General features: G+C 71.8%; 16 protein-coding genes. 8 read left to right on the forward strand and 8 right to left on the reverse strand.

The genetic code is table 11. The features are described 5' to 3' along the window. Positions 1-16: 16 nt before the first annotated feature. The 3 genes from M4960_RS12715 (at position 17) to M4960_RS12725 (ending at position 2,404) form a co-directional block, all read left to right on the forward strand. Positions 17-355, forward strand: coding sequence for a hypothetical protein (locus M4960_RS12715; protein WP_248704430.1), 339 nt, complete (start codon positions 17-19; stop codon positions 353-355). A 109-nt stretch (positions 356-464) separates the two neighbouring features. After that, a complete protein-coding gene (locus tag M4960_RS12720) occupies positions 465-1,475 on the forward strand; it encodes a TerC family protein (protein ID WP_123294520.1) in 1,011 nt (336 codons plus the stop codon). A 71-nt stretch (positions 1,476-1,546) separates the two neighbouring features. Continuing rightward, positions 1,547-2,404 (forward strand): NAD-dependent epimerase/dehydratase family protein, encoded by an 858-nt coding sequence (locus tag M4960_RS12725; protein WP_248704431.1) that lies wholly within the window; start codon positions 1,547-1,549, stop codon positions 2,402-2,404. Between the two features lie 98 nt (positions 2,405-2,502). On the opposite strand, the gene M4960_RS12730 is transcribed toward M4960_RS12725, so the two are convergent. After that, entirely contained in the window at positions 2,503-3,465 is a 963-nt protein-coding gene (locus tag M4960_RS12730; protein WP_248704432.1) for a DNA-3-methyladenine glycosylase, read from the reverse strand. Positions 3,466-3,553: 88 nt separating this feature from the next. Between M4960_RS12730 and M4960_RS12735 the strand changes: the two genes are divergently transcribed. The 5 genes from M4960_RS12735 (at position 3,554) to M4960_RS12755 (ending at position 8,112) form a co-directional block, all read left to right on the forward strand. Continuing rightward, positions 3,554-4,582 (forward strand): 6-phosphofructokinase, encoded by a 1,029-nt coding sequence (locus M4960_RS12735; protein WP_111083779.1) that lies wholly within the window; start codon positions 3,554-3,556, stop codon positions 4,580-4,582. 167 nt (positions 4,583-4,749) lie between these two features. Further along, positions 4,750-5,730, forward strand: coding sequence for an MDR family oxidoreductase (locus tag M4960_RS12740; protein WP_248704433.1), 981 nt, complete (start codon positions 4,750-4,752; stop codon positions 5,728-5,730). Between the two features lie 88 nt (positions 5,731-5,818). Further along, positions 5,819-6,526 (forward strand): GntR family transcriptional regulator, encoded by a 708-nt coding sequence (locus M4960_RS12745; protein WP_248704434.1) that lies wholly within the window; start codon positions 5,819-5,821, stop codon positions 6,524-6,526. Positions 6,527-6,545: 19 nt separating this feature from the next. Beyond that, positions 6,546-7,376, forward strand: a complete 831-nt coding sequence (locus M4960_RS12750) for an ABC transporter ATP-binding protein (RefSeq protein WP_248704435.1) — start codon at positions 6,546-6,548, stop codon at positions 7,374-7,376. Positions 7,377-7,518: 142 nt separating this feature from the next. Continuing rightward, on the forward strand, positions 7,519-8,112 hold the full coding sequence (locus M4960_RS12755) for a hypothetical protein (RefSeq protein ID WP_111083775.1): 594 nt from the start codon (positions 7,519-7,521) through the stop codon (positions 8,110-8,112). Positions 8,113-8,339: 227 nt separating this feature from the next. Here M4960_RS12755 and M4960_RS12760 read toward each other — a convergent pair whose 3' ends face one another. The 7 genes from M4960_RS12760 to hemQ all read right to left on the reverse strand — a co-directional run bounded on the left by M4960_RS12760 (position 8,340) and on the right by hemQ (position 14,938). Continuing rightward, a complete protein-coding gene (locus M4960_RS12760) occupies positions 8,340-8,804 on the reverse strand; it encodes a DIP1984 family protein (protein ID WP_123339224.1) in 465 nt (154 codons plus the stop codon). 70 nt (positions 8,805-8,874) lie between these two features. Beyond that, on the reverse strand, positions 8,875-10,206 hold the full coding sequence (gene hemL / locus M4960_RS12765; RefSeq protein ID WP_248704436.1) for a glutamate-1-semialdehyde 2,1-aminomutase: 1,332 nt from the start codon (positions 10,204-10,206) through the stop codon (positions 8,875-8,877). Beyond that, entirely contained in the window at positions 10,203-11,258 is a 1,056-nt protein-coding gene (hemB, locus tag M4960_RS12770; protein WP_279388204.1) for a porphobilinogen synthase, read from the reverse strand. Before hemB ends, hemL begins: the two co-directional genes overlap by 4 nt. Further along, the gene (locus tag M4960_RS12775; protein WP_308222013.1) at positions 11,255-12,118 is read right to left on the reverse strand and encodes a uroporphyrinogen-III synthase; all 864 of its coding nucleotides are present in this window, start codon (positions 12,116-12,118) and stop codon (positions 11,255-11,257) included. Before M4960_RS12775 ends, hemB begins: the two co-directional genes overlap by 4 nt. Beyond that, positions 12,007-12,966 (reverse strand): hydroxymethylbilane synthase, encoded by a 960-nt coding sequence (hemC, locus tag M4960_RS12780; RefSeq protein WP_123339228.1) that lies wholly within the window; start codon positions 12,964-12,966, stop codon positions 12,007-12,009. The genes M4960_RS12775 and hemC overlap by 112 nt, the downstream gene beginning before the upstream one ends. Beyond that, entirely contained in the window at positions 12,963-14,198 is a 1,236-nt protein-coding gene (locus M4960_RS12785; RefSeq protein ID WP_159573714.1) for a ferrochelatase, read from the reverse strand. Before M4960_RS12785 ends, hemC begins: the two co-directional genes overlap by 4 nt. Beyond that, on the reverse strand, positions 14,195-14,938 hold the full coding sequence (hemQ, locus tag M4960_RS12790) for a hydrogen peroxide-dependent heme synthase (protein WP_248704437.1): 744 nt from the start codon (positions 14,936-14,938) through the stop codon (positions 14,195-14,197). Before hemQ ends, M4960_RS12785 begins: the two co-directional genes overlap by 4 nt. Between the last annotated feature and the right edge of the window lie 40 nt (positions 14,939-14,978).

Consider the following 14,978-nt stretch of genomic DNA (forward strand, 5'->3'; position numbering starts at 1 on the left):
ATGGCGGAGGAGGTCGATGCACGTGGAACTGGTCATGCTGCTGGTGGCCGTCGGCGTCTCGATCGCCACGACGGTCGTCGTGCTCCGGCGCACGCGGGATGCGGGATGGGTCCGGGACGCTCAGCTGACGATGAACGCGAGTCCGGGCTGGACGGTGCTCTCGCTGGTGTTCCACGGGCTCGGAGCCGCAGCGGGGTTCGTCATCGGTGCGGTCTTCATCAGTGGCGGCCACCCGGCGGCCGGATGGGTGTTCCTGTGCCTCGGCGGAATGCTCGGTGTGCTCGTCGGAGTACAGATCTGGGTCGCCCGACGGCCGTTCCCACCGGACCCATCGATCGACGGCCCCGGTCGCTGAACGCGGGACGCGGTCGCTCGGCGCGCGAACGTCCCCGACACTAGAGGGGACAGCACCCGAGCCCGGCCGTGCTCGAGTGCCCGCCCACCACCAGCAAGGAACACACCAGATGCCCGAACTCCCCGTCGTGTTCGAAGTCGGCTCGCTGATCGCGATCGTCGCGATCCTGCTCGCCGACCTGCTCATCGTCGCGCGCCGGCCGCACGTGCCGACGCTGCGCGAGTCGGCGACGTGGGTGGGCGTCTACGTGGGGCTCGCGCTGGTCTTCGCGGTCCTGATGCTCGTGTTCGCGGGCGGCGACTCGGCGGGTGAGTTCCTGGCCGGTTGGCTCACCGAGTACAGCCTGAGCATCGACAACCTGTTCGTCTTCGTCATCATCATGGCGCGGTTCTCGGTGCCGAAGAAGATCCAGCAAGAGGTGCTGATGCTCGGCATCATCATCGCGCTCGTGCTGCGTGGCATCTTCATCCTCGTCGGCGCCCAGCTCATCGAGAACTTCTCGTGGATCTTCTACATCTTCGGCGCCTGGCTGATCTGGACGGCGATCCAGCAGCTCCGCGGCGAGGACGATGCCGACGACCAGAAGGACAGCTTCATCGTCCGGCTGCTCCGCCGTCGCGTGCGCCTCACCGACACGTTCGACGGCATGAAGTTCCGGACCACCCACGACGGCGTGCGGCACTTCACCCCGCTGCTGATCGTGCTGATCGCCATCGGCACCACCGACCTGCTGTTCGCACTCGACTCGATCCCCGCGATCTTCGGCATCACCGAGAGCCCGTTCATCGTGTTCACCGCGAACGTCTTCGCCCTGATGGGCCTGCGGCAGCTGTACTTCCTGCTCGGTGGCCTGCTGGAGCGGCTCGTCTACCTGAAGTACGGCATCGCGGTGATCCTCGCGTTCATCGGTGTGAAGCTCGTCCTGCACGCGCTGCACGACAACGAGCTGCCCTTCCTGAACGGTGGCGAGCACATCGAGTGGGCACCGGAGATCAACACGTGGGTCTCCTTGATCGTGATCATCGCCGCGATGGCGCTGTCGACCCTGGCCAGCGTCGTGCGGATGCGCCACGACGGCGTGGAGGCGAAGGACGAAGAACCCGCTCGCACCTCGGACTGACGGAAGGTGCTCTGAGCGGCAGCAGGCCGGGCGCGGGAACGTCCACCAGCTGCCCGTGCCAAGGTCGACGGGTGCACAACAACGACACCGTCGTGATCGCCGGCTGCGGCGACCTCGGGACCGAAGCCGGTCTCCGCTTCGCGCGCCAGGGACACCACGTGATCGGCCTCCGACGCCGCGCCGAACTGATCCCGGCCCCGATCACCGGCCGCAGCGCCGACCTGCGGCACGAGGTCCCCGAGATCCCCGCCGACACCACCGTCGTCGTCGTGGCCTTCGCCGCGGGCAGCCGTGACGTCGACGAGTACCGCGCCACCTACGTCGACGGCCTGCGGAACGTGCTCGACGGCATCGACGCCTCGGACGCCGATCCACGCCTGCTCGTGGTGTCGTCGACCGCGGTGTACGACGTCGACGACGGCAGCGAGGTCACCGAGGACACCCCGGCGCACGGTGCGACCCCGACCGCCGAGGTCCTGGTCGAGGCCGAGGCACTGCTGCGCGACCGTGCTCCCGACGCCGTGATCGTGCGCCTGTCCGGGGTGTACGGCCCGGGCCGCGAGCGCCTGATCGACCAGGTCCGCTCCGGTTCGGCCCGCCTGGCGCCGGGGGTCTCACCGCACACGAACCGGATCCACCGCGACGACGCCGCCGCTGCGCTCGTGCACCTGGCGACCGTGGAGGACCCGGCGCCGACGTACCTCGGCACCGACGACGAACCGAGCCGCCTCGACGACGTGCTGCGGTTCCTGGCCGACGAGCTCGGCGTTCCCGAGCCCGTCACCGGTGACGGCGGTGCCCGGCAGTCCGGTGGTGACAAGCGCTTGTCGAACGCGCTGCTCCGGTCCACCGGCTGGGCGCCGCAGTACCCGACGTTCCGCGAGGGCTACCGCGCCGTGCTGGCCGGCGAGGGCGTCCGCCACCCCTGACCCGGCGCGACACCGGTTCTCCGACAGGACACCACGTGATCACCTGGTGTCGTGTCGCGAAGAGGGTGCGGACGAAAGCGAGCCGCGGGCGCGACCGCTCAGTGCCCGCGGTGGTCCTGGATCGTGAGCCGCGGCCCGAACGACGGCTTCCGGAACCCCGAGCCGCCGATCAGCCGCACGACCCGCTCCCGGTGCCCCCGCCACGGCTCGAGCAGCTCGAGCATCCCGTCGTCGTCGACCGGTCCCCCGGTCAGCGCCCACCCGACCAGCGCGGGGACGTGGAAGTCCCCGACGCTCGGCGAGTCCGGGTCGCCATGGGAGCGCTGCGCGGTCTCGGCAGCCGTCCACTTCCCGATGCCGGGGATCGACTGGAGCCGCGCCGACACGACCGAACCGCCGCGACCGAGCGTCAGCGTCCGTTCGAGCGCCGGAGCCACACGCACCGCGCGCATCACCGTCGCCGACCGTCCGGGCTCGATGCCCGCCCTGTGCCACTCCCAGCTCGGGATCCGCGCCCACTCGTCGGCCGTCGGCGGCACGATGAGACCGTCCGGCGCGGGACCCGGCGCGGGCGTGCCGTACCGACGGAGCAGGTACCGCCACGCGCCCCACGCCTGCCGCGAGGTCACCTTCTGCTCCATGATCGCCGGCACGAGCATCGCGACGACGGTGTTCGTCCGGAGCAGCCGGAGTCCGGGCTGCCGGTGTCGGGCGGCAGCGAGGAACGCGTGCCCGGAGACGTCGAACCCGTCCCAGTCGTCGCCGCGACCGAGCAGCTCCGGCGCGTGCTCGACCGCCCACGCAGCACCGTCGCCCCACGCCGAGACCGCGATGGTGTCGCCGGACGGCCGGATCGCCACGGCAGCGGGGCCGGTGGGCGTCCGCAGGGCGAGCCACACGACCGACCCGACCACCTTGTAGGCGGGGTCGGCGGAGCCGCGCTGCAGGGGCCGCAGGGTCGACGTGACGTTCACCGGGCCTCCCGGTCGGTACACGGTGTCGACGCGAGACGCACCGCCGGACGCACCAGCGGACGACGAGGCGGAGTCGACCAGGGTCACACCGGGATGGTAATGCGCAACCACCGTCAGTCATGATGGTCGCAGTCCCCCACGACCCCCACCCGCACCACCCGACGACGGAGTTCCCATGCGCATCGGCATCCTCACCTCCGGAGGCGACTGCCCCGGTCTGAACGCGGTCATCCGCGCGATCGTCCTCAAGGGCATCGCCATCCACGGCCACGAGTTCGTCGGGTTCCGGGACGGCTGGCGCGGCGTCGTCGACGGCGACATCGTCCCGCTCGGCCGCAAGGACATCCAGGGCATCGCCAAGCAGGGCGGCACGATCCTGGGCACCAGCCGCACGAACCCCTTCGAGGGCCCGAACGGCGGCGTCGAGAACATCTCGAAGACCCTGGACCGCCACGGCATCGACGCCATCGTCGCGATCGGCGGCGAGGGCACGCTCGCCGCGGCGAAGCGCCTGACCGACGCCGGGCTGAAGATCGTCGGCGTCCCGAAGACGGTCGACAACGACCTGGGCGCCACCGACTACACGTTCGGCTTCGACACCGCCGTCGCGATCGCGACCGAGGCGATGGACCGCCTCCGCACCACCGGCGAGTCGCACTCCCGCTGCATGGTCGCCGAGGTCATGGGCCGGCACGTCGGCTGGATCGCCCTGCACTCCGGCATGGCCGCGGGCGCGCACGCGATCCTGATCCCGGAGCAGAAGACGAGCATGGAGCAGATCGCGAAGTGGGTGCGTGCCGCCTACGACCGCGGGCGCGCACCGCTCGTCGTGGTGGCCGAGGGCTTCGTCCCCGACCACGAGGACAACGCGCACACCGAGCGCGGGCTCGACGCCTTCGGGCGTCCGCGGCTCGGTGGCATCGGCGAGCGCCTCGCGCCGCTCATCGAGGAGATGACGGGCATCGAGACGCGCGCCACGACCCTCGGGCACATCCAGCGCGGTGGCACGCCGACCGCGTACGACCGGGTGCTGTCGACGCGGCTCGGCCTGGCGGCCATCGACTCGGTGGTCGAGGAACGATGGGGCCGGATGGTCGCCCTGAAGGGCACCGACATCGTGCACGTCTCGTTCGACGAGGCGCTCGGCGAGCTGAAGACCGTGCCGCAGGCGCGCTTCGACGAAGCCGCCATCATGTTCGGCTGAGCGCTGGCCGGGGCGCTGGCCGGGGGCGCTGGCCGGGGGCGTACCTGGCCGTTTCGGGCGTACCTGGTCGTTTTTTCCGGCCCGGTACGCCCGGTTCCGCCAGGGATCGCACGCGTTCTGGGAAAGAACGGACCGCTGGCCGGGAGGCCCGGGGTAGCGTCCGGCGCATGACCCGCGCCGTAGTCGTGTCCAGTTCAGCCCCGCCCACCGTCGCCGACGTCGACCTGCCCGATCCGACCGAGGGCGAAGCCCTCGTCGACGTCACGTACTCGAGCGTCAACTACAAGGACGGCCTCGCCCTCGCCAGGAACCCCGGCGTCGCGCGGGTCGACCCGCTCGTGCCCGGCATCGACGTCGTCGGGACCGTGTCGGCGCTCGGACCGGGTGTGCACGACGTGTCGATCGGCGACCGCATCGTGCTGAACGGTGCCGGGCTCGGCGAGACCCGGCACGGTGGTTGGGCCCAGCACGCGGTGGTGCCGTCCGGTTCCCTCGTGGTCCTGCCCGAGGCGATCGAGGACTCGTTCGCGGCGGCGATCGGCACGGCGGGGTTCACGGCGATGCTCAGCGTGCTCGCGCTCGAACGGTTCGTCGAGCCCGGTGCAGGGCCGGTGCTCGTGACCGGAGCGTCCGGCGGGGTGGGGACGGTGGCGATCGCGCTGCTCGCCGCGCGCGGGTACGAGGTGACCGCGTCGACCGGCCGGAGCACCAAAAACGAGGCCTCCCTCCGACGCCTCGGCGCGACCGAGGTCGTGGACCGGGGTGCCCTGTCCGAGCCCGGCAAGCCGATGCAGCGTGCCGCGTGGGCCGGGGCGGTCGACAGCGTCGGCGGGGCCACCCTGGCGAACGTGCTGGCCGGCACCCGGTGGGGTGGAGCCGTCACGGCGTGCGGGCTCGCGCAGGACTCCGCCCTGCCCACGACGGTGCTGCCGTTCATCCTGCGTGCGGTGTCGCTGCTCGGCATCAACTCGGTGGACGCCCCGCTGGAGCTCCGGCGTCGGGCGTGGGAGCGGTTGGCGACCGACCTCGACCCGGCGCTGCTGGCGGGCGTCACCCGGACCGTCACCCCGGAGCAGGCGATCGAGATCGGCGCCGAGGTGGTCGCCGGTCGGGTGCACGGACGCACGGTGGTCGACGTGCGGGGCTGATGTTCTGGGATGCTGTTATTCCGCAAACGATTGCATATTGACACGTTAGGGTTTGGATACCAAACGTCCGTGACACGAGGAGTCCGTCATGCCGGTACCCAAGTCGACCGTCGAGAACTCGCCGCGCAAGCTGCTCCGCGACGTGGTCCTCGAGAAGATGTTGGCCGCGATCCAGGACGGCACGCTGCAGGCCGGCGAACGGCTCAACGACGACGAACTGGTCCAGTGGCTCGGCGTCAGTCGCACGCCCATCCGTGAGGCGATCGCCAAGCTCGTCGACTACGGCTTGGTCGAGATGGAGGCGAACCGGTACACCCGGGTCGCGTCGCCCACCGCCAAGCAGTTCGACGACACCATCCAGGTGCTCGCCGGTGTCACGGAGCTCGCCGCCCGCTGGGCCGTCCCGAAGCTCGACGACCCTGCGGCCACACGCCTCGTCGACACGCTGGAAGCCCTGCGCACAGCCGCCGAGCAGGAGCGGGCCGGCGACGTCTCGACACAGGTCGGCGCGGTCGTCACCCAGTTGATCGGTGCAGCGGACAACGACCTGCTGGTCCAGCTGTCGACCTCGCTGCTGCCCCGCGCGAACTTCCTCGCACTGACCCACCAGAGCGGCATGTTCTGGGACGTCAAGCACTTCGTCGACCCGCTCCGCGCGGCGATCTCGAAGCGCGACGGCGAGGCAGCGGCCGCGGTGATCCGTTCGCTCAGCAGCACCGTCGAGGAGCACACCGTGCAGGCCCGCGCGTTCGTCGCCGAGGGCGGCGCGCTGGCGGACGGCACCGAACGGCGCTGACGTCGGCCACGATGGAGTCGTGACCGACACCGACCAGTTCCGCGCCGCGGGCGCCCAGTTCCGCGCCGACGGCGTCCTGCTCCGTGCCGAGGGCGTCCGTGTGACGCGCTCCGGCCGCGACCTGCTGCACGACGTCGACCTGACCGTCCGCCGGGGCGAGCACTGGGCGCTCCTCGGACCGAACGGCGCCGGCAAGTCGACGCTGCTCGCGGTGCTCGGGGCGACGGGCCACCCCACCGCCGGCACGGTCGAGGTGCTCGGCCGACGGCTGGGTCGCGTCGATGTCCGCGAGCTGCGTGAGCACATCGGGCACGTCGACCCGCGGCACCGGATGCTCTCCCCGCTCACGGTGCTCGAGACGGTGCTGACGGGCCTGACCGGCACCACCGACCTCATGATGCGGTGGGAGCCCACGGCCGCGCAGGTCGCACTGGCCGAGCAGCACATCGCCGACGTCGGGCTCGCCGCACGACGCGACGCACGCTGGCCCGTGCTGTCCCAGGGCGAACGCGGACGGACCCTCATCGCCCGGGCGCTGATGTCCGAGCCGCAGTTGCTGCTGCTCGACGAACCAGCGACCGGGCTCGACGTCGCAGCGCGCGAGCACCTGCTCGAGACCGTCGACGCGCTGCGGCACCGACACCCCGAGCTCGGCAGCGTCATGGTCACGCACCACCTCGAGGACCTGCCGGTGTCGACCTCGCACGCGATGCTGCTCCGTGACGGTGCCGTGGTGGCACAGGGCACCGCGGACGAGGTCATCACGTCGTCGGCGGTGTCGCACGCGTTCGACTTCCCGCTCGCGATCCTGCGCTCCGAGGGCCGCTGGGCAGCTCGCCGTTCCGCCTGACGCGTCGCGTGGGCCGGACAGGCGCGTTGCGGCGCTCCGGCCTGTGCTTGGATGGTTGCTCAGGTGTCCGCGGCCCGTTTCGGGGAGGGACCCGATGCCGGATGACGGTGTCAGGCCGCGCACCGCAACGAGGGGGAACACCATGACGAACACGCCGCCGCCCTACCCGGGGTCCGAGCCGCAGCCGAACGCCGGCCCACAGCAGCCCGGTCCGCAGCAGCCGGGCCAGCAGCCCTGGGCGCAGCAGCAGCCCGGCCAGCAGCCGTACGCGCAGCCCGCTCCCGCCGGCGCTCCGTACGCCCCGCCGCCCAAGCAGTCCCGTGGCAAGCGCGTCCTCATCTCACTGCTCGGCGTCGTCGTCGCCGTGGTCGTCGCGTTCCTGGTCCGCCAGGCGCTCACCGCCGCGTTCAGCGACTCGACGGAGGAGAAGGTCTCGAAGGCCGTCGTGCAGATCCGCGAACAGAGCGACCTGCCGAAGCAGGTCGACTCGGTGACGTCGTGGACGGGCGTCGAGGCCGAGGGCAACGCGATCCACTACGACTACACGGTGTCGTCCAGCGTCGACCCGGCGTCGATCACCGAGAGCGCCATCCGCGACTCGGTCGGCCCGACGCTCTGCTCGAACAGCGACACGAAGGACCTCCTCGACGAGGGCGTCGACATGCGGTACACCTACGCGTTCGACGGCACCTCGAAGACGCTCGACACGACCTTCACCAAGGCCGACTGCTCCTGACCCGTCGAGGGTGGGGCGGTGCTGTCCCCTGTCCCGCCCTCGTCGGTCCGGTCGGTACGCGGTTGTGCGTGGTGCGGTGTGCACCGTACCTGGTGCGACGTGCTGGGCTGCGATGTGCACGGCTCTCGCCATGGCGCTGCCCACTGCGCCGACAGGTGACCGGGTTGCCCGCCGGTCGTCGGGTCCGTACCCGCCCCGGTCCGTCTACCGACGCACCGCCCCGCTGTTCAGTCGACCAGGGTGACCTCCCAGTTGGTGCGCTGGACGACCGCGTCGAGTTCGCGGATCTCCTTCGCCAGGGCGTCGGCCCGAGACCGGAGCTCGGCGGTCGGCAGCGCGGCGAACGTGCGGAGTTCGCTGCGGAGCTGTCGGTAGCCGCCGTTCGTACCGGCCGTGGCGTCCGCCGCTCCGGTGACGAGCGCGTGCCGCAGCCGGAGGGCATCGCGTCGGGCGAGCAGCGCGGTGACGGTCTGCCCGGACGCCACGGTGGTGCTGGCGTTCGTCGCGTTGATGCGGGCGAGCAGGACCTCGAGCGCGTCGATCGACCGTTCGGCCTCGGCGAGGAGCTCGCGGGCGTCCTCGTCGGGCTCCTCGCCCTCTTGGTAGCGGGCGTTCGCGGCGATGCGGCCGCGCAGTTGCTCGATGCGCTTCTGCAGGTCGGCGCGCTCGATGAGTGCCTCGGCGAGTTGCATGTGGCCAGTCAACCAGCCGACGCCCCGGTACGGCGCGCGCCAACCCCTCCGCCGTCGCGACGGCTACCGCCTACGCCGCCGCGGCGGCCGCTGCCTTCGCCGCGGCGGGCAGGGCGTCGAGGATCCGTCCGACGGCCCGGTCGTCGTGGGCGGCCGTGACGAACCACGCCTCGAACACGCTCGGCGGCAGGGTCACCCCGGCGTCGAGCATCGCGTGGAAGAACGGCGCGTACCGGAACACGTCCTGTGCCCGCACGTCGTCGTAGTTCCGCGGTGCAGTGTCCGTGAAGGCGAACGAGAACAGGTTGCCGGCGCGCTGCACGGTGTGGGCGACGCCCTCGGCCGACAGCGCGTCCGACGTGGCCGCGGAGATGACCGAGGCCGTGCGGTTCAGTGACTCGTACACCGACGGCGTCGCGGCCCGGAGCGTGGCGATGCCGGCGGCGACCGCGAGCGGGTTGCCGGACAGGGTGCCCGCTTGGTACACGGGGCCGAGCGGGGCGAGGAAGTCCATGACCTCGCGTCGGCCGCCGAGCGCGGCGAGGGGCATGCCGCCACCGATGACCTTGCCGAACGTGATCAGGTCGGGCTTCCACCCGGCGCCGTCGGGGACGACCTTCGACGCCTCGAGGCCCCACCAGCCGGCCGACCCGACGCGGAACCCGGTCAGGACCTCGTCGACGATGAGCAGCGCCCCGTGCGCCTGCACGATCTGCGCGAGCGCGCGGTTGAACCCGCGCTCGGGAGCGAGCACGCCCATGTTCGCCGCGGCGACCTCGACGATGACGCCGGCGATGCGCTCGGAGTGCTCGTCGAACGCGCGGCGGACGGCGTCGAGGTCGTTGTACGGCAGCACCAGGGTCTGCGCCGCGGTCTCCTCGGTGATGCCCGCGCTGCCCGGCAGGGCCAGGGTGGCGACACCCGAACCGGCCTCGGCGAGCAGGGAGTCGGAGTGCCCGTGGTAGTGCCCGGCGAACTTCACGAGCAGGTCGCGGCCGGTGTAGCCGCGGGCCAACCGGATCGCCGTCATCGTGGCCTCGGTGCCGGTCGACACCATGCGGAGCTTCTCGATGGGGCCGTCGCCGTCGACCGACACCCGCTGCTTCACGAGCTCGGCGAGCTCGGTCTCGCCCGGGGTCGAGGCGCCGAAGGACAGTCCGCGCGCGGCGGCCTGCTGCACGGCCTCGACGGTGCCGGGGTGCGCGTGTCCGAGGATCGCGGGCCCCCACGACGCCACGAGGTCGACGTACTCGCGTCCCTCGGCGTCGGTGACGTACGCGCCCTTCGCCGACACCAGGAAGCGCGGGGTGCCGCCCACCGATCCGTAGGCACGGACGGGCGAGTTCACGCCGCCGGGGATCGCGTTCTTGGCGCGGCCGAACAGCTGGTCGTTCGTGGTCATTCGGGGGCCTTCCCGGTCGAGGCGATGCCGGCGACTGCGGCGGTGGTGCCGGAGGTGCGGAGACCGGCCTCCTGGTTGAGCTTCCGCGCGATGTCGACGGCGAAGTAGGTCAGGATCGCGTCGGCGCCGGCACGCTTGATGCCGATGAGCGACTCCATCGCGGCGGCGTCACGGTCGATCCAGCCGTTCTGCGCGGCTGCCGTGATCATCGCGTACTCGCCGGAGATCTGGTAGGCCCAGACCGGCACGGGCGACGTCGCAGCGGTCTCGGCGAGCACGTCGAGGTAGCTCATCGCCGGCTTCACCATGACGACGTCGGCACCCTCGTCGACGTCGAGCGCGACCTCGCGCAGCCCCTGCCGACCGTTGGCGGCGTCGATCTGGTAGGTCCGCCGGTCGCCGACGAGCGACGACGACACGGCCTCGCGGAAGGGGCCGTAGAAGGCGGAGGCGTACTTGGCCGCGTAGGCCAGCAGCGCGGTGCCGGTGTGCCCGGCGACGTCGAGCGCGTCACGCGCGGCGGCGATCTGGCCGTCCATCATGCCGCTCAGGCACACCAGTTCGGCGCCAGCCTCGGCCTGCGCGACGGCCATGTCGCGGTACCGCAGCAGGGTCGCGTCGTTGTCGACGGAGCCGTCCGCCGCCAGGACGCCGCAGTGGCCGTGGTCGGTGAACTCGTCGAGGCACAGGTCGGACTGCACGACCAGGTCGTCACCGACCTCTTCCTTCGCCACGCGGATGGCCACGTTGAGGATGCCGTCGGGGTCGGTCGCGCCGGAACCGGTGGCGTCCTTCGTGGTCGGGACGCCGAACAGGTTCACGCCGCCGATCCCGACCTCCGCGGCCTCGACGAGTGCGCGACGGAACGAGTCGAGCGAGTGCTGCTGCACGCCCGGCATGCTCGAGATGTCGACGGCGTCGGTGGCGCCTTCGCGGATGAACATCGGCAACACGAGCTCGGCTGGGTGCAGCCGGGTCTCGGCGACGAGCCGTCGCATCGCGGGGGTGGCGCGGAGTCGACGGGGGCGGACCTGGGGGAAACGGCCGGTCACGGGTGGCCTTCCTGTTCGGGGGCGGTGGGGTTCAGGGCCTCGACGACGGCGTCGAGCAGGGCTTCTGCGGACCGGGTGGGTCCGACGACGTGGACCGGCAGTCCGGCCGCGCGCGCGTCGGCGGCGGTTCCGGGGCCGATGCAGGCCACGAGGGTGCGGGGGTCGAGCGGGGTCATCCGGCGGGCGATCTCGCGGGCGACGCTGCCGCTCGTCACGAGCACCGCGTCGGGCACCGCGTCGAGGGTGATCGGCTCGTCGCCGGTCCCCACGGTACGGTACGCGACCACGTCGTCCACGTCGATGCCGCGGGCCCGCAGCCCGTCGACGAGGGTCGGCGCGGCGATCTCGGAGCGCGGGAAGAGCACGGTGCCGTCGGTGTCCGGCAGTGCCTCGACGAGGGCAGCGGCCGAGGCCTGCTCCGGCACGAGGTCGACGACCCAGCCCGCAGCACGCGCGGCACGGGCGGTCGGCTCTCCGACCGCCGCAACGCGGACACCGTACGGGAGGCCCGCCATGCGTTCTGCGAGCACCGTCACGGCCGTCGCACTGGTCACCACCACCCACGCGTACCCGGCCACGCGGGCGACGGCACGGTCGAGCGGGCCGCCGTCGAGCGGCGGCTCGGTCGTGATGAGGGAGACGACCCGCGGGTCGAGCCCGCGCTGCCGAGCCGCCGTCGCGACGCGCTCGCCCCACGCGCCACCCCGGGGGATGACGACGACGGGAGCGGGCGTGTCCGTGACGGGCTCTACTTCACCGAGTCGGCGAGGTCCGCCAGGTCGCCGGCACCGTTCTCGAGCAGCTCGGCGGCCACGCGGCCACCGACCTCGAGTGCTTCGGCGAGACGGTCCTGCGCGGATCCCTCGAGCACGGCCGCGTGCGACGCCGTGCGGTACTCGGCGCCGTCGGGGCTGTAGACGGTGGCGGAGACGAGCAGGAGCTCGGCGTCCACGACCGCGGTCGCACCGATCGGGGCGGAGCAGCCGGCCTCGAGCTTCGCCAGGACCTCGCGCTCGGCCGACACCGTCAGGCGGGTCGGGGCGTGCTCGATCTTGCGCAGCGCGGCGAGCAGGTTCGTGTCGGTCTCAGCAGCACGGGTCTCGATCGCCAGCGCGCCCTGCCCCGGAGCACTCGGCCAGAAGCCGAGGTCGAGCAGTTCGGTGGCGGCCGACAGGCGGTCGATGCGGGTGAGCCCGGCGGCGGCGAGCACGACGGCGTCGAGGTCGTCGTCGACGCGACCGAGCCGGGTGTCGATGTTGCCGCGGATGTCGATGACGTCCAGGTCGGGGCGCTTCGCCTTGAGCTGCGCGACGCGACGCGGTGAGCCCGTGCCGACCTTCGCACCCTCGGGCAGGCTCTCGACGGTCGCGCCGTTCCGCGCCACGAGGACGTCGCGGGCGTCGGCACGCTTCGGCACGGCCGCGATCGTCAGGCCCGGGTACGGCGCGGTCGGCAGGTCCTTGAGCGAGTGCACGAGGACGTCGACCTCGCCGGCGACCAGGGCTTCACGCAGGGCGCTGGCGAACACACCCGTGCCCCCCAGCGACGCGAGCGAGGCGCGGTTCGTGTCGCCCTCGCTCGTGACGGTGACGAGCTCGACCGGGCGACCGGACGCCGCTGCCAGGCGGTCGGCGACGTCCTGCGACTGCGCGACCGCGAGCCGGCTGGCGCGGGTGCCCAGCCGGATCGGGGTCGGTGCGTCGGTCACGGAGCGACGCCGGCGGCGGCGGGCTTGAAGCCGGCGCGGACGTTCTCGCAGCAACCCGGGCGGCAGACGTCGTACCAGGGGCCGATGTCGGTCAGGTGCGGACGCTCGCTGGTGGGGGTGCCGTTGACGCGCTCGAGCACCAGGTCGACGAGACCGGAGACGTAGGCCGGGTCGACACCGGGGGTCTGCGTGCGGACCGACCAGAAGCCGAGCTCCTGCGCGGTCTCGGTGGCTTCCTCGTCGAGGTCCCACATGACCTCCATGTGGTCGCTCACGAAGCCGAGCGGGACGATGAGCACGGCGCGGGTCGAGCCGCCCTTGAGCTCCTCGTTCATGTAGTCGTTGATGTCGGGCTCGAGCCACGGCTGCGTCGGGGGGCCGGAGCGCGACTGGTAGACGAGCTTCCAGGCGGGCTTGGACGTGCCCTGCAGGTGCGCGTGCTCGGGCTGCTCGAGCAGCTCCGCCCACGCCTGGTCGAGGACGACCTGCGCGACGGCGAGGTGCTGGGCCTCGTAGGCGCCGTGCTCGTCGAAGCCGCGGTAGTCCGGGCCTGACTTCGCAGCGTCGGTCGACGGGATCGAGTGCGTCGAGAACAGCACGTGCAGCTCGGTCGCGACCTCGAGGCCGTCGTTCTCGGCGATGGCCTTCGCCATGCCGTCTCGGACGCCGTCGACGAACGGGCGGACGAAGCCGGGGTGGTCGAAGAACTGCCGGATCTTGTCGATCTCGATGGTGCCGAGCAGACCGGTCTCGTCGAGCACGCGTGCGTAGTCCTCGCGGTACTGGCGGCAGCTCGAGAACGACGAGTAGGCGCTCGTGGCGATCGCGATGAGCTTGTTGTAGCCCTTGTCGGCGGCCTCGGTGAAGGCTTGCTCGAGGTAGGGCTCCCAGTTGCGGTTGCCCCAGAGCACCGGCATGTCGATGCCGCGCGATGCCAGCTCGGCCTCGAGCGCCGCCTTCAACGCGCGGTTCTGCGCGTTGATCGGGCTCACGCCACCGAAGTGCCGGTAGTGGTGCGCGACCTCTTCGAGTCGCTCGTCGGGGATGCCGCGGCCGCGGGTGACGTTGCGCAGGAAGGGGATGACGTCGTCCTGGCCCTCGGGGCCACCGAAGCCGGCGAGCAGGATCGCGTCGTAGGCGGTCGGGACCTCGACGTGCTCCGGGCCGGAAGCGGCCGCGGGGGTGGCGGCGAGGACGGGCTGACCGTTCGTGATCAGGCTGGTGTCGGTCATGACAGCACCTCCGGGAGTTCGGCGGTCGTCACGCGACGACCCGTGAAGAAGGGGACCTCTTCGCGCACGTGCAGACGGGCCTCGGTGGCCCGGAGGTCGCGCATGAGGTCGACGAGGTCGACGAGCTCGGGGCTCTCGAGCGGCAGGATCCACTCGTAGTCGCTCAGGGCGAAGGTGGCGATGGTGTTCGTCAGGACGCGGCGGTACTTCGCACCAGCGATCCCGTGGTCGCGCAGCATCTTCGAGCGCTCGTCCTCGGGCAGGAGGTACCACTCGAAGGAGCGGACGAAGGGGTACACCGTGATCCACGCCTCGGGGTCCTTGCCACGGAGGAACGCGGGCGTGTGCCGCTTGTTGAACTCGGCTTCGCGGTGCATCGCCATGACGTGCCACACCGGCTCGGTGTCCTGGAACAGCCCGGTGCGGCGGATCTCGCGCAGCACGGCCTGGATGACCTGCGCGTCGTCGCCGTGCAGCCAGATCATGACGTCGGCATCGGCGCGGAAGCCGGAGACGTCGTAGAAGCCACGGACGGTCACCCCGCGCTCGGCGGCGGACGCGACCACGGCGTCGAGCTCGGCCACGGCGTCGTCGCCGACGCGGTGGACCGGGCCGAGTGGCCTGCGGAACACGGCCCAGAGGGCGTACGCCGTCATGAGGTTGGGATCGATCCCCGTCGCGGGGTCGGTCTCGTGCGGAGGGGTGTGCGCGGATGCAGGAGCGGGCGCGTCGGAACTCATGGGTCCTTGTCCTATCGGTTGCCAGGGTTGTGGCCGCCCC

Origin of the sequence: Curtobacterium sp. MWU13-2055 (assembly GCF_023242305.1) — a bacterium.
In the GTDB taxonomy this organism is placed as follows: Bacteria; Actinomycetota; Actinomycetes; order Actinomycetales; family Microbacteriaceae; genus Curtobacterium.